The organism is Mycolicibacterium wolinskyi str. Jessa 2025, assembly GCF_049241375.1.
Lineage (GTDB): Bacteria > Actinomycetota > Actinomycetes > Mycobacteriales > Mycobacteriaceae > Mycobacterium > Mycobacterium wolinskyi.
On sequence record NZ_CP185960.1, the window covers coordinates 3793026 to 3807866 of the forward strand.

At 67.6% G+C, this 14841-nt stretch carries 13 protein-coding genes; 5 read left to right on the forward strand and 8 right to left on the reverse strand.

Features of this window, described 5'->3' with window-relative positions; genetic code table 11:
* The first annotated feature begins 13 nt into the window (after nt 1–13).
* Nucleotides 14–760 (forward strand): LLM class flavin-dependent oxidoreductase, encoded by a 747-nt coding sequence (locus tag ACOI2T_RS18770; RefSeq protein WP_421877349.1) that lies wholly within the window; start codon nt 14–16, stop codon nt 758–760.
* Here ACOI2T_RS18770 and ACOI2T_RS18775 read toward each other — a convergent pair.
* A complete protein-coding gene (locus ACOI2T_RS18775) occupies nt 739–1122 on the reverse strand; it encodes a MerR family transcriptional regulator (protein WP_409504825.1) in 384 nt (127 codons plus the stop codon). The genes ACOI2T_RS18770 and ACOI2T_RS18775 overlap by 22 nt on opposite strands.
* Before the next feature lie 60 nt (nt 1123–1182).
* Here ACOI2T_RS18775 and ACOI2T_RS18780 point away from each other — a divergent pair, with 60 nt between their 5' ends.
* Nucleotides 1183–1635, forward strand: a complete 453-nt coding sequence (locus tag ACOI2T_RS18780) for a PPOX class F420-dependent oxidoreductase (protein WP_409504824.1) — start codon at nt 1183–1185, stop codon at nt 1633–1635.
* Between the two features lie 8 nt (nt 1636–1643).
* On the opposite strand, the gene dnaE is transcribed toward ACOI2T_RS18780, so the two are convergent.
* The 5 genes from dnaE to lspA all read right to left on the reverse strand — a co-directional run bounded on the left by dnaE (nt 1644) and on the right by lspA (nt 8547).
* Entirely contained in the window at nt 1644–5195 is a 3552-nt protein-coding gene (dnaE, locus tag ACOI2T_RS18785; RefSeq protein WP_067845407.1) for a DNA polymerase III subunit alpha, read from the reverse strand.
* A gap of 69 nt (nt 5196–5264) precedes the next feature.
* Complete coding sequence (locus tag ACOI2T_RS18790) at nt 5265–5906, reverse strand: TetR/AcrR family transcriptional regulator (protein ID WP_409504823.1); 642 nt, start codon at nt 5904–5906, stop codon at nt 5265–5267.
* 111 nt (nt 5907–6017) lie between these two features.
* A complete protein-coding gene (rarD, locus tag ACOI2T_RS18795) occupies nt 6018–6950 on the reverse strand; it encodes an EamA family transporter RarD (RefSeq protein WP_409504822.1) in 933 nt (310 codons plus the stop codon).
* On the reverse strand, nt 6947–7861 hold the full coding sequence (locus tag ACOI2T_RS18800; protein WP_198538805.1) for an RluA family pseudouridine synthase: 915 nt from the start codon (nt 7859–7861) through the stop codon (nt 6947–6949). Before ACOI2T_RS18800 ends, rarD begins: the two co-directional genes overlap by 4 nt.
* Nucleotides 7862–7875: 14 nt before the next feature.
* On the reverse strand, nt 7876–8547 hold the full coding sequence (lspA, locus tag ACOI2T_RS18805) for a signal peptidase II (protein WP_067845391.1): 672 nt from the start codon (nt 8545–8547) through the stop codon (nt 7876–7878).
* A 42-nt stretch (nt 8548–8589) separates the two neighbouring features.
* Here lspA and ACOI2T_RS18810 point away from each other — a divergent pair, with 42 nt between their 5' ends.
* Nucleotides 8590–9537, forward strand: coding sequence for an asparaginase (locus tag ACOI2T_RS18810; protein WP_409504821.1), 948 nt, complete (start codon nt 8590–8592; stop codon nt 9535–9537).
* A 22-nt stretch (nt 9538–9559) separates the two neighbouring features.
* Nucleotides 9560–10021 (forward strand): hypothetical protein, encoded by a 462-nt coding sequence (locus tag ACOI2T_RS18815; RefSeq protein ID WP_409504820.1) that lies wholly within the window; start codon nt 9560–9562, stop codon nt 10019–10021.
* Here the strand turns inward: ACOI2T_RS18815 and ACOI2T_RS18820 are convergent.
* Nucleotides 10003–11400: a DNA polymerase IV gene (locus ACOI2T_RS18820; RefSeq protein ID WP_409504819.1), complete on the reverse strand. Its 1398-nt coding sequence runs from the start codon at nt 11398–11400 to the stop codon at nt 10003–10005. The two genes, ACOI2T_RS18815 and ACOI2T_RS18820, sit on opposite strands and share 19 nt — an antisense overlap.
* A gap of 33 nt (nt 11401–11433) precedes the next feature.
* Here ACOI2T_RS18820 and ACOI2T_RS18825 point away from each other — a divergent pair, with 33 nt between their 5' ends.
* Entirely contained in the window at nt 11434–11652 is a 219-nt protein-coding gene (locus ACOI2T_RS18825; protein ID WP_085145612.1) for an RNA-binding S4 domain-containing protein, read from the forward strand.
* A gap of 9 nt (nt 11653–11661) precedes the next feature.
* On the opposite strand, the gene ileS is transcribed toward ACOI2T_RS18825, so the two are convergent.
* Nucleotides 11662–14802, reverse strand: coding sequence for an isoleucine--tRNA ligase (gene ileS, locus ACOI2T_RS18830; RefSeq protein ID WP_409504818.1), 3141 nt, complete (start codon nt 14800–14802; stop codon nt 11662–11664).
* Nucleotides 14803–14841 lie beyond the last annotated feature (39 nt).

Below are 14841 nucleotides of genomic sequence, written 5' to 3' on the forward strand. Positions count from 1 at the left end.
GGTCACGAGCCGGATCACTCTCGGTACGGCGGCGCTGATCGGTCCCCTGCGCCCGCCGCTGTTGACGGCGGCGCAGGCCGCGACCGTCGACCAGTTGTCCGGTGGGCGTCTGGTGCTCGGGCTCGGTTCGGGCGCACCTGTTCCCGAGAGCCGACGTGAATTCGATGCGGTGTCAATGCCATTCAGCGCGCGGGCCGCTCGGCTCGACGAGGCCGTCGCTCTATGGCGGCAGGCATGGACCGGCACGGGTCGATTCACCGGCCGCTACTGGCAGGTCGACGATCTCGACGGGGCGCTACCACCGGCACGGCCCGGTGGTCCACCGCTGTGGCTGGCCGGCGGTGACACCGATGGCGTGATCGCGCGCGTTGCCGACCACTACGACGGCTGGCTGCCGTACCTGCCCGATGCCGGCGCGTATGCCCGAGCCTGGGGCCGAATCCGCGAGCGGGCCACGCGATCGGTGACGCCTGCCCTGTATGCCACCGTCAACATCAACGCCGACCGGGCCCGTGCGCACGCCGAACTCGATTCTTACGCCCGCGCCTACTACCGTCAGCCGTTGGACGTCATGCGGGGGATTCAGGCGTACCACGGTGGGTCGGTCGCCGAATGCGCGGACTGGCTCAGCCGGTATGTCGAGGCGGGCGCGCGGCACGTCATCCTCCGGATCGGCGCACCCGACCCGCACCCGGCGATGCTTGCCGAGCTTGTGAGCGTCGTCCGTGGGGTGCGCGCTCAGGCCGGCACAGCGTCGTGAATTCCGCACGTGCACGCGTCAATTGACGGGCAGGTGCACTTCATACCCCATTCGATGATGTCCCTGGCACGAGCCAGCGACCGCATCTGCGCATCGATCTCGGTGAGCTTCGCCTCCGCCAGGGCCCGCGCCCGCGGCCGGCCTGGGGTGACGTCTGCCAGCAACACGGTGATCTCGTCGAGTGAGAAGCCGGCCGCCTTGCACAGCCGAATCACCTCAAGCCGCACCAGGACCGATTCTTGGTAGCGCCGCTGGCCGCCGGCGCGCTCGGGCGGCGGGATGAGACCGACCCGCTCGTAGTAACGCAGCGTCGTCTGCGCGACGCCCGTACGACGCGCCACCTCCCCGATCGTCAGGGTCATCGGGACCTCCTCGATCCAGGGCTTGACTTAGAGTCAACTCTAAGTCGTTGACTTGGACACATGCCACTCACCGCAAGCACGCTCGACACCCTGCGCCGGTCCCGCTACGCACTCCTTCGCACGTACCGCCGCGACGGCACAGCCGTCGACACCCCGATCTGGTTCGTGCTGGAGGGCCGAACGATGTTGTTCCGCACCAAGATCGGGCCCAAGACGCGACGGATCACGGCGCGGCCCGATGTCGAACTCGTGCCATGCGACTACAAGGGCCGCGTGACGGGCACAGATCGGGTGACCGGACGCGCCACCGTGCTGACCGGCGCCGCGGCGCAACGCGGCAACCGGGCCCTGCATCGCCGTTACGGCTGGCAATGGAACATCGTGCCGGTGCTGAAAATCCCCGGCGTCACCAACGTGCACCGCGATCTGCCGCTGCGCGAAAAGCTGCGGCGTGCCCGCGATCGGAACGTGTGGCCCGACAGCGCGATCGTCCGCATCGACCTCGACGGGTGAGGCGCCGCCTAACCGAGGCAGCCCGGGCCCAACAGCGCCTTGAGATCGCCCATCAGCGCCGACGACGGGGTGACCCGCAGCGACTGATCGAGCTCGAGCGTGGTGATCCGCTCGCCACTGATCAGCCGCAGGTGCACCTGCGCGGTGCCCGGGTGGTTGGCCAGCACCTGTTTGAGCGCACTCACCTTGTCGATCGTGCATTGCCGGGTCGGCAGACTCACCGCGAGCGGCCGGTCCGCCTGGGCGCTCGTGAAGTCCGGGACCACCAGTTCGTGGGCGATCAGCGCGATCCGGTCGTCGCGTGCGGCGACCTTCGCCTTGACCAGAACCACCACGTCGTCCGCGATCTCGGCGCCGAACAACGAGTACGTCTGCGGGAAGAACAGCACCTCGATGCCACCGGTGAGATCTTCGAGTTGCGCTGAGGCCCAGGGCAACCCGTTCTTGTTGACCCGTCGGTTGACCGAGGCCAGGATGCCGCCGACCAGAACCTGCGCGTCATTGGCGACGTCACCGTCGAGGATGGCCGGGATCTGAGTGTCGACTTGATTGGCCAGCAGGTGCGCGACGCCGTTGAGCGGGTGCCCGGACACGTACAGGCCGAGCATCTCGCGTTCGAGCGCCAGCTTGTGCTTGTCCTCCCACTCCTCTTCGGGCACTTTGATCGCGAACGCAGAGTACCCGGTGTCGGTGTCCGCCCCATCCCCGCCGAACAGGTCGAACTGACCCATCGCCTCGGCCTTCTTGGTGCCGAGCACCGAGTCGACGGCGTCGGTGTGCACCAGGAACAGGCCCTTGCGCGGATGCCCGAGCGAATCGAACGCGCCCGCCTTGATCAGCGACTCGGTGACCTTCTTGTTGCAGGCGGCGATGTCGATCTTGTTGAGATAGTCCGAGAAGTCGGTGAACTTGCCCTTTTCGGTACGGGTATTGATAAGCGACGCAACGACGTTCGCGCCCACGTTACGAATGGCGCCGAGCCCGAACCGGATGTCGTCGCCCACCGAGGCGAAGTTCTGCACCGACTCGTTGACATCGGGCGGCAGCACGGTGATGCCGAGCCGGCGGCAATCGGCCAGGTAGACCGCGGCCTTGTCCTTGTCGTCACCCACCGACGTGAGCAGACCGGCCATGTACTCGGCGGGATAGTTCGCCTTGAGGTACGCCGTCCAGTAGGACACCAGACCGTAGCCGGCGGCGTGCGACTTGTTGAACGCGTAGCCGGCGAACGGAAGGATGGTGTCCCACAGTGCTTTCACCGCGCCTTCGGAGAATCCGTTGGCGGTCATGCCCTCCTTGAAGCCCTTGTACTCGGCTTCGAGCACCTCGAGCTTCTTTTTACCCATGGCCTTACGCAGCGCGTCGGCCTTGCCCATCGTGTAGGAGGCGACCTTCTGCGCGATGAACATGATCTGCTCTTGGTAGACGATCAGGCCGTAGGTCTCGGCCAGGATGTCCTTGAGCGGCTCCTCCAGCTCGGGGTGGATCGGTTTGATGGCCTGTCGGCCGTTCTTGCGATCGGCGTAGTCGTTGTGGGCGTTCATGCCCATCGGGCCGGGGCGGTACAGCGCCAGGACTGCCACGATGTCGTTGAAGCCGGTGGGCTGCATACGGCGCAGCAGATCCCGCATGGGGCCACCGTCGAGCTGGAACACGCCCAGGGTGTCGCCACGGCCCAGCAGTTCGTAGGCCGCCGGGTCGTCGAACGGCAGCGTCTCGAGATCCAGGTCGATGCCGCGGTTGGCTTTGATGTTCTCGATGCAGTCACCGATGATCGTCAGGTTGCGCAGCCCCAGGAAGTCCATCTTGAGCAGGCCGATGGCCTCACACGACGGATAGTCCCAGCCGGTGATGATGGCGCCGTCCTGCGGCCGCTTCCACAGCGGGATCGCGTCGATGAGCGGCTCGGAGCTCATGATCACCGCGCACGCGTGCACACCCGCGTTGCGGACCAGGCCTTCCAGGCCACGCGCCGTCTCGAAGATGGTGCGCACATCCGGATCGGTGTCGATCAGAGCCCGAACCTCGGCGGCTTCCTTGTACCGCTCGTGGTTCGGATCGGTGATCCCCGACACCGGGATGTCCTTGGCCATGATCGGCGGCGGCAGTGCCTTGGTGATCCGGTCGGCGATCGCGAAGCCCGGCTGCCCGTAGTGCACACGTGCCGAGTCCTTCAGCGCCGCTTTGGTTTTGATCGTGCCGAACGTGATGACCTGGGCGACCCGGTCGCTGCCCCACTTGTTGGCCGCGTAGCGCAGCATCTCGCCGCGGCGGCGGTCGTCGAAGTCGATGTCGATATCGGGGGCGGACGGGCGCTCCGGGTTGAGGAAGCGCTCGAACAGCAGCCCGTGCGGGATCGGGTCGATGTTGGTGATGCCCAGCGCGTAGGCGACCAGCGACCCGGCTGCCGAGCCACGGCCGGGGCCCACCCGGATGTCCACCGAACGCGCGTAGTTGATCAGGTCGGCCACGATCAGGAAGTAGGACGGGAAGCCCTTGTCGCAGATCACCTTGATCTCGTAGGCCGCGCGCTCGGTGTACTCGGCAGGCACCGCGTCACCGCGGAAGCGCCGCTGCAGACCTGCCGTCACCTCGTGCGTCAGCCAGGAAGCCTGATCGTGCCCGTCGGGCACCGGGAACACCGGCATCCGGTCGGTCGGCTCCCACACCTCGGCGTAGGACTGCACGCGTTCGCCGATGAGCACCGTCGAGTCGCACGCGCCCGGCACCTGGGAGTCCCACAGCGCCCGCATCTCCTCGGCCGATTTGAGGTAGTAGCCGTCGCCGTCGAATTTGAACCGGTTCGGGTCCGACAGCGTCTTGCCGGTCTGGATGCACAGCAGGGCTTCGTGGTTCTGCGATGCTTCGCGCGTCACGTAATGGCAGTCGTTGGTCGCCAGTGGCGGGATGCCGAGCTTCTGCCCGATCTCCAGCAGGCCCTCGCGGACCCGGCGCTCGATGTCGAGGCCGTGGTCCATCAACTCCAGGAAGAAGTTCTCCTTGCCGAAGATGTCGCGCCACTTCGCGGCGGCCTCCAGCGCCTCCTGCCGGTGGCCGAGCCGCAGCCGCGTCTGCACCTCGCCGGACGGGCAGCCGGTCGTGGCGATGATGCCCTCGGCGTGTTCGGCGATGAGCTCGGCGTCCATGCGCGACCACTTGCCGAGCTGTCCTTCGAACGAGGCCAGCGACGACAGCTTGAACAGGTTGCGCAGGCCCGTGGCGTTCTCGGCGACCATCGTCATGTGCGTATAGGCGCCGCTGCCCGAGACGTCGTCGCCCTTCTGGCTCGGATCACCCCACTGAACCCGCTTGGTGTCGAACCGGGAACCGGGGGCGATGTAGGCCTCGACACCGATGATCGGCTTGATCCCGGCCTTGGTCGCCGAGTTGTAGAACTCGCTGGCGCCGAACATGTTTCCGTGGTCGGTCATGCCGATCGCGGACATGCCCAGCCGCTGCGCCTCGGCCAGCATCGGGGTGATCTTCGCGGCGCCGTCCAGCATGGAGTACTCGGTGTGGTTATGCAGGTGCACGAAGGACCGCGAAGATGAACCGCTCATAGGCACGCCAGTCTATTGCGCCCCACCGACACATCCGGGCGTGTCGGATCGCGTGTCTTTGCCGGCTGTTCAGATTCCCCGTTCGGCGTCTGCCAGCAATCCCCTGCCGAGTACTTGATCAAGTTGCCTGGTTATCAATCGAGGGTTCGGAACACGCCCGCATCCCGCCCAGGCGCCGACACCCCACAGGATCGCGTGCAGAAGTTCGGCGATCGGTCCCGGCTGGGTGTGCGGCGGCAGTTCGTCGCGCGCGATGGCGTGCTCGACAACGTCGTCGAGGAAACCCCGGACCGCCGAAACCGACGCGTTCGGCAGAGCGGGATTGCGTCCGGCTTCCAGTCGCGCGCTCACCAGGAACGCGACCATCGTCGGGTCGCGATGCCACACGTCGACCAGCGCATCGACCAAGGCGCCCAAGCGGTTCAGCGGTGCGTCGTGTTTTCCGGCCTGGTCGATGCACCGATTGACGACACCCGCGGCATCCTCGACCAGCGAGTCGTACAGCGCGGCCCTGGTCGCGAAGTAGTAGTTCAACGTGGGCCTGCTGAGCCCGGTGCGCTTGGCGATTTCCTGGAAGGTCAAGGCCGCATAACCGCGTTCGTTGATGATCTGGCAACCCGCGCGCTTGATGGTCGCCCGTGTCTGCGCGGAATCCGCACCCACCGGCCTACCGGGTCCGCGGCTGGGCCGAAGCCCCCCAGCTTCAGTCATGAGCAAACGCTATGACATAGCTACGGAGGCGTCAACATAGACCTTCCGGCAAACTTGGGCGCTAATCCCGGCGACTGACAGGGCGCGCCGGCGGTCGTCGTTGTCGGCCTGTCACCGTGATGACGATTCCGGCTCCACCCGATCGACAATCTCGGACGCGGAGTCTTCGGATCTTCGCGATCTGCGGGCCAACGCCTCGACCGCCATGATCGCCAACGCGAGCCAGATCAGCGCGAAACCGATCCAGCGGCCCACCGGCATGGGCTCGTGCCCGATCAGTACGCCCCAGGCCATCTGCAGCGCCGGGTTGAGATAGAACAACAGCCCGAGCGTGACCAACGGCAGTCGTTGTGCGGCGGCCGCGAACAGCAACAACGGAATCGCCGTCACCGGTCCGGCCAACAGCAGCAGCAACGCGTGACCGGTGCCGTGGTTGACGAAGTTCGCCTGGCCCAGGACCTGCAGGGCGACGAGATAGCCCCCGGCGATCGGCAGTGCGATCAGCGTCTCGACCGCCACGGAGACCCGCGGGTCGGCAACGACCACTTTCTTGACCAACCCATAGAAAGCCCAGCTGAACGCCAACGCGAACGCGATGTAGGGCGGTGCGCCGACTTCGACGGTCAGCAGCACCACGGCCGCGACCGCCAGCAGCAGCGCGACGAGCTGCCAGCGCGTGATGCGCTCGCGGAACACGAGCACGCCCAGCGCGACACTGAGCAACGGGTTGATGAAGTAGCCGAGCGCGGCGTCCACCACATGTGCGTGCGTGACGGCGTAGATGTAGACGCCCCAGTTCACCGACACCAGCGCCGACGCGAGCGCCAGCTGCAACCACGTCCGCCCGCCGAGCCTGCGCAGATCGCCGAGGCGGCGAGCCACGAGGACCACCAGGAACAGGAACACCGCGCTCCACACGATGCGGTGCGCGAGGATCTCCAGCGGCCCGGACGGAAGCAGCAGCAGGAAGAATCCCGGGCACAGGCCCCACCAGGTATAGGCACCCGTGCCGAACAGGAGTCCGGACCGCCGCCTGTCGCTCACAGCTGGTGGTTCCGTAGTTTGTCGAGTGCGTCCTGGAGGTCCGCGGGGTACGGGCTGGTGATCTCGATCCGGCGACCGTCGGCGGGGTGGGCGAACGCCAACGACCGGGCGTGCAGCCACTGTCGTTCGAGCCCAAGCTTTTTCGCCAGCGTCGGGTCGGCGCCGTAGGTGATGTCACCACAACACGGATGGTGCAGCGCCGCGAAGTGCACGCGGATCTGATGGGTGCGCCCGGTCTCCAGTTCGATGTCGAGCAGGCTCGCGGCCTGGAACGCCTCGAGCGTGTCGTAGTGGGTGACGCTGTGCCTGCCGCCCTCGACGACCGCGAACTTCCAGTCGTGGCCGCGGTGGCGGCCGATGGGCGCGTCGATGGTCCCGCTCGACGGATCCGGGTGGCCCTGCACCAACGCGTGGTAGCGCTTGTCCACCGTGCGCTGTTTGAACGCGCGTTTGAGCACCGTGTAGGCGCGCTCCGACAACGCGACTACCATGACGCCCGACGTGCCGACATCGAGCCGGTGCACGATGCCTTGGCGCTCGTGGATGCCCGACGTGCTGATCCGGAAGCCGGCGGCCGCCAAACCGCCCAGCACCGTCGGGCCGTGCCAGCCGACCGTGGCATGCGCGGCCACCCCGGGGGGTTTGTCGACCGCGACGATGTCGGCGTCGGAGTACAGGATCTCCATGCCCTCGATGTCGACCGGGGTGTTCTCCACCGGTGCAGGCGCTTCCGGTAGCCGTACCTCGAGCCAGGCCCCGGCGACAAGCTTGTCCGATTTACCGGCCGGTGCCCCGTCGATGTCGACACCGCCCTCCTCGGCGAGCGCCGCGACGACGGTTCGGGACAGGCCGAGCAACCGGGCCAAGCCCGCGTCGACCCGCATGCCCGCCAGCCCCTCAGGGACCGGCATCGACCGGGTGGCCACTATGAGGGCTCGGCCTGGCGGCCGACCGTGCTCGATTCGTCGGTTTGGGCGACCTCACCGGCGGGTTTCGCCGGGGGGTCGGCGGGCTGCGCATCCGCACCCGACGGCGCATCCGGCCGCCGGCGACCGACCGTGTCGAAATCGAACCCGAACAGCGAGAGCGCCACCAGCAGGATCGCGCCACCCACCACCGACGGGTCGGCCACGTTGAACACCGGCCACCAGCCGACCGAGAAGAAATCGACGACATGGCCGCGCAGCGGGCCCGGTGACCGGAAGAACCGGTCGACCAGATTGCCTGTCGCGCCGCCCAGGATCATGCCGAGCCCGATCGCCCACCATGGCGATACGAGCCGCCGGCCCATCCAGACGATTCCGATCACCACACCGGTCGCGATGAGCGTCAGCACCCAGGTGTAGCCGGTGGCCATCGAGAACGCCGCCCCCGAGTTGCGCACCAGGGTCCACGTGACGGTGTCTCCGATGATCGACACCGGCTGACCGGGCGTCAGGAGCCGCACCGCGAGCACCTTGGTCACGACGTCGAGGAACAACACCACTCCGGCGACCGTGAGCAGCAGGCGTAGCCGACGCCTGGGCGGTGCAGGGGATTCGGCATCCCCGGGTGCGTCGGTCACCGGCTCCGCCGGCCCTGACGTTTCATCAGTCACTCCCCCATCATCCCAAAGTGCCGGTGCGGAACAATCGCGACCGTGACCCGGGCTGCTGACATCGTCGTGATCACCACTGGCGGCACCATATCGACCAGCACCGACAGCGCGGGCGTACGGCGTCCGACGCTCCATGGCGCCGACCTCATGGCGGGCCTGCCGACCGCGGGCAACGTGCAGGTGATCGACCTGATGACGGTCGACAGCGCACTGCTGGGGCCGGCCGAGTGGGACCGTATCCGAGCCGCCGTCGCGACGGCTGCCGAAACGGCGGACGGCGTCGTGGTGACCCACGGCACCGACACCATGGAAGAGACCGCGCTGTGGCTGGAGCTCACCTATGCCGGCAGTGTGCCCGTCGTCCTGACCGGCGCCCAGCGCGGCTCCGACGCGCCGGACAGCGATGGACCGGCCAACCTGCGCGACGCGCTGGTGGTGGCGTCCAGCCCGCGGGCCCGCGGTCTCGGCGTCGTGGTGAGCTTCGCCGGCGCGGTGTGGCAGCCCCTCGGTATGCGCAAGCGGTCCACGAGCGACCTTGCCGCGTTCACCGGTAGCCGCCTGGGAACCGTCGACCGCGACGGGTTGGAGGTTTCCGCGCAGAAGACGCGTCCCTTCCTCGGCGCCCTGGTTGCCGCGGATGCGCCGCGCGTCGACACCGTCGCCACCTACCCCGGCGCAGACACCGCCGCACTGGACGCCGGTGTGGCGGCCGGGGCCCGCGGCATCGTGCTGGAGGCGATGGGCTCGGGCAATGCCGGCACGTCGCTGATCGACGGAGTTCGACGGCACTGTCGCGGCGGCGTCGTCGTCGCGGTGTCCACCCGCGTGCCCGACGGGCCGGTCCGCCCGGAGTACGGGCCTGGCCGGGACCTGGTGGACGCCGGGGCGGTGGTGATGTCGCGGCTGAGGCCGGCACAGGCCAGGGTCTTGTTGATGGCGGCACTGGCTTCCGGCCGGCCGGTTGCCGAGATCGTGGATGTCTGGGGTTGACGTCGCCGGTTCAATGAAACCTATGCGCCAACACTTCATCGCAGTTGCCGCGATCGGCCTGTTGGGGCTTGCCGCGGCACCGGCCGCCGCGGCCGATCCGCCGGTCGGCGCCGACGACATCGACCGCTATCCGATCGCGCAAGGGCACTACAGCTCGCCCACCGACTTCTACGGCGTGTTCTTCAAGACGCCGGACGGCCGGGCCTGTGGCATCGGACCCAACGGCGGCCCGGTGGGATGCGATGCGGTGCCGATCGACGCGCCGCCCGGCATGAACCAGACCGTGGTCAACAGCGGCGTCGCCGCGACGTACCGGTTCTCCGACCACCCGTCGTTCACGCGCGACGTCGACGTCCTGCCCGAGGGGCACCGGCTGGAGAACTGGGGAGCCAGTTGTGGTGTCGGCTACCAGGGCACGGTGACGTGCAAGACCTACGGCCGGCACGGCTTCATCCTGTCGGCAGGCTACGGCATGCTCTGGTAGTCGGTAAGGCCGTCGAGGTAGTCGGCCCAGTCCAGGCTGTCGACCGGATTGGCGCGCGTGAACCCCGGCGTGTCCTCGGCGAACGTGCGCGCAGGCCCGGGTCCGGACGCCCTGGTCTCGAACCGCACCGTCATCACGCCGTGGCCGGCGCCCTGCACCCAGCCGTGCCCGTGGTCGGGGTGGCTGACATCGTCACCGATCCGCCAGACGGACGCGGGCTGCGCGGCCGGCGCGCCGGGATCGGCCGCGTACGCCGGCTGGTGCGTGTCCGCTATCTCCTGCGGCTGCTCCAGATCCGGGAACAGCGATTCTTGCCTGGTGTCGGTCAATCCCGAAAAGCCAACGCCGACAAGGCGAATCGGACCCACTTCCACAGGGTCGAGCAGCAGCCGGCGCGCCGTACCGATGAGTGTGGCCGACTCGGTGGTCGCGTACGCCAACGTGGCGGACCGGGTCAGCGTGCTCATGTCGGATTTCTTCAGCTTGACGGTCACCGTGCGCGCCCCGCGGCCGTCCTTCTCCAGGCGCCGATGCGCGTGCTCACCGATCGGGCCGATGGCGTCCCGCAGCTGTGCCAGGGTCGTGAGATCTTCTGGGAACGTCGATTCCGCGCTGATCTGCTTGGCCTCGGCCCGTTCCGCCACCGGCCGGTCATCGATGCCGCGGGCCAGCCGGTGCAGTGCGGGGCCGATCGTCGTGCCGAGCACGCTGGCGGCTTCGGTGTCCGACAGTGCCGCGAACGCGCCGACGGTCTCGATGCCCAACCGGTGCAGCTTCTCCTCGGCGACCGGGCCGATCCCCCACAGCCGGCGCACCGGAAGGCCTTCGAGTAGTAGGGCCTCCTCGTCGCGAGTCACGACGCGGATACCGTCGGGCTTGGCGAGCCCCGACGCGATCTTGGCGATCTGCTTGCCCGAGCCCGCGCCGACGGAGGCCACCAGACCGGTCTCGGCCAGTACCTTGGCGCGCAGATGCTGGCAGAACATCTCGACATCGGCGGCGCCGGCACCCACCAGTTCGGCCGGCTCGCCGAACGCTTCGTCGAACGAGAGTTGTTCGAGTACGGGGACGACACTGCGCACGGTGTCGAGCGCCCGACGGCTGGCCACGCCGTAGACCGCGCCGCGCGGTGGAAGCACGACGGCGGGGGCACCGACGAGTCTGCGGGCCTGGTGCATCGGCATCGCCGAGCGTGCGCCGTAGCGCCGGGCCTCGTAGCTCGCGCCGGCCACGACGCCGCGCCCGCCCAGGCCGCCGACCAGCACGGGCCGTCCGCGCAGCGTCGGCCGGGTCAGCTGCTCGACCGATGCGAAGAACGCATCCATGTCCAGGTGCAGGACCCAGCGTCCGCTCGCAACCCCGAATGCGGCGCCCTCCATGACTGCCGATGCTAAAGCGTTAGCCTGACCAGCATGGAGCCGGATGACGTGCCGATCAGCGACGAGTCGATTCGCCTGGGGCAGTTCCTCAAACTCGCCGCGCTGATCGACAGCGGCGCCGACGCCAAGGCCGCGATCGCCGATGGTTTGGTGACGGTCAACGGCGACGTGGAGCTGCGGCGCGGCCGCCAACTGCGCCCGGGTGACGAGGTGTCGCTCGGATCGCGGTCAGCGCGCGTCAGCCGGGGCTGACCCCCGCGGTCACGCCTTCGTGATCTCCACCCGGACGCCGTCGCCTATCTCTGCTCCGTCGGCGACATCGGTGAATTCGAAACTGGTGGCCAGGATTTCGCCCGCGATGAGGTCACGGTGGGTGCGTGCCCACGCCAGGTAGTCCGCCGGTACCGACATCTGCACGAAGATCCGGTCCGAAACCTCAAGCCCCGTCGACTTGCGCAGCTCCTGCAGTTCGCGGATCCGGTCCTTCGCCCAGCCCTCGGCCTCCAGTTCCTCGGTCACCGTGCCGTCCAGCACCACCAGGCCCGTACCGTCAGGCAACGCAGCGGTCCACTCCGGGTCGGCGGCAACCAACTTCGAGGTGTACTCCTCGGGCTGCAGTACCACCGGGCCCGCGGTGAGCGTGCCGTCGGGGTTCACCACGCCCTCCCCCGCCTTGACCGCCTTGATCGCAGCCTGGACGTCCTTGCCGATACGCGGGCCTGCCGCCCGCGCGTTGACCGCCAGGTCGAACCGTCCATAGGCCGGGACATCGTCGGTCAATTCGACCTGCTTGACGTTGAGTTCGTCGGCGATCAGCTCGGCGAACGGGGCCAGACTGTCCGGATTCTCCACCGCCACAGTGAGTTTGGGAAGTGGCAGGCGGACGCGCAGTTTCTTGGCCTTGCGCAGCGAGGACCCCACCGAGCACACCTCGCGCACCTGGTCCATCGCCGCGACCAGATCCGGGTCCTTGGGCAGCACGCCGGCCTCCGGCCAGTCGGTCAGGTGCACCGAGCGCTCACCGGTCAGGCCACGCCAGATCACTTCCGTGGCAAGCGGCAGCAGCGGCGCGGCCAGCCGGCACGTCACCTCGAGGACGGTGTGCAGCGTGTCGATGGCATCGGCATCTTCTTCCCAGAAGCGCGAACGTGACCGGCGCACATACCAGTTCGTCAGCGCCTCGGTGAACTGCCGCAGCTCGTCACAGGCCCCCGAGATGTCGCAGACGTCCAGCGCGGCGGTGAGGTCGTCGCGCAACTGCGCGAGCTTGGCGAGGATGTAGCGATCGAGCACATTCGCCGAATTCGTACGCCACTTGCCCTTTTCGGGTGCGTACAGCGCCAGGAAGCTGTAGGCGTTCCAGAGCGGCAGCAGTACCTGGCGGACACCTTCACGGATGCCCTGCTCGGTCACGATGAGGTTGCCGCCGCGCAGGATCGGCGAGGCCATCAGGAACCACCGCATGGCGTCGGACCCGTCGCGGTCGAACACCTCGCTGACGTCGGGGTAGTTGCGCAGCGACTTGCTCATCTTCTGGCCGTCGTTGCCGAGCACGATGCCGTGCGACACACAGGTTTTGAAGGCCGGCTTGTCGAACAGCGCCGTCGCCAGCACGTGCAGGGTGTAGAACCAGCCGCGGGTCTGGCCGATGTACTCGACGATGAAGTCTCCGGGGAAGTGCGCGTCTGCTCCTGCCGCATCGCCGTTGCCGCTCACGCCGTCGAACCACTTCTGGTTCTCGAACGGGTAGTGAACCTGCGCGTAAGGCATCGAACCGGAGTCGAACCACACGTCGAGCACGTCCTCGATACGGCGCATGGTCGATTTCCCGGTGGGGTCATCGGGATTGGGGCGGGTCAGTTCGTCGATGTAGGGCCGGTGCAGGTTCGTCGGCCGTACTCCGAAGTCGCGTTCGAGTTCGTCGAGGCTGCCGTACACATCGATCCGCGGGTAGGCCGGATCGTCGGACTTCCACACCGGAATCGGGGTGCCCCAGTAGCGGTTTCGTGAGATCGACCAGTCCCGGGCGCCCTGCAGCCACTTGCCGAACTGGCCGTCCTTGACATGCTCGGGGTACCAGGTGATCTGTTGGTTGAGCTCGACCATCCGGTCCCGGAACTCGGTCACGCGGACGAACCACGACGATACGGCGCGGTAGATCAACGGATTACGGCAACGCCAGCAGTGCGGATAGGAGTGCTCGTAGGTTTCGTGGCGCAGCAGCACCGCACCGTTGACTCCCGCGGACCCGTCGCCGTTCTTGAGGTCACGGATGATCTGCGGGTTGGCGTCGAACACATGCTGTCCCGCGTAGTCCGGCACGGTCTCGTCGAAACGGCCCTTGGAGTCGACGGGCGTGACGGCAACGATGTCGGCGGCATCGGCCGTGGCCTTGTCGTCCTCGCCGTATGCCGGCGACATGTGGACGATGCCCGTACCGTCCTCGGTGCTGACGAACTCGGCACGCAACACCTGGAAAGCGTTGGGCGAGCCCATGAAATACGGGAAAGGCGGCAGATAGCGGATGCCGAGCAGATCGCGCCCGGAATATGTGCCGACGATCCTGGGCTCCTCACCCAACTCCCTGGCATACGCCGCAAGCCTGGCCTCGGCGAGCACGTACCGACGGCCGTCGGCACCCTCGACCTGCACATAGGTCACGTCGGGGTTGACGGCGACAGCCTGGTTCGACGGCAAGGTCCACGGTGTGGTGGTCCAGATCAGCAGGTAGGCGCCATCCAGCTCGCCGCCTTCGACCCGGAAGCCGACGGTCAGCGCCGGATCCTGGCGGCTCTGGTAGACGTCGTCGTCCATGCGGAGTTCGTGGCTGGACAGCGGGGTCTCGTCGTTCCAGCAGTACGGCAGCACGCGGTTGCCCTCGTAGGCCAGACCCTTGTCCCACAACTGCTTGAAGGCCCAGATGACCGATTCCATGAACGACGGGTCGAGGGTCTTGTAGTCGTTGTCGAAGTCCACCCAACGGGCCTGCCGGGTCACGTAGGCCTGCCATTCGTCGGTGTACTTGAGCACCGAGGCACGACACGCGTCGTTGAACTTCTCGATGCCCATCTCTTCGATCTGGGCTTTGTCGGTGATGCCGAGCTGGCGCTGGACCTCCAGCTCCGCAGGCAGCCCGTGGGTGTCCCAGCCGAATCGCCGCTCGACCTTGTAGCCGCGCATGGTGCGGTAGCGCGGCACGATGTCCTTGACGTAACCGGTCAGCAGATGGCCGTAGTGCGGCAGGCCGTTGGCGAACGGCGGCCCGTCGTAGAAGACGTACTCCTCGGCGCCGTCGCGCCGCTCGACACTCGCCCGGAAGGTGTCGTCGCGGGCCCAGTAGTCGAGCACCTCGAGCTCCCGCTCGGGGAAGTTCGGTGCGGCCGGCTTGGGATAGGCGGTCACTGGCTTCGTCTCCTGTGCCTGAAGTTCGGCACGGGGACG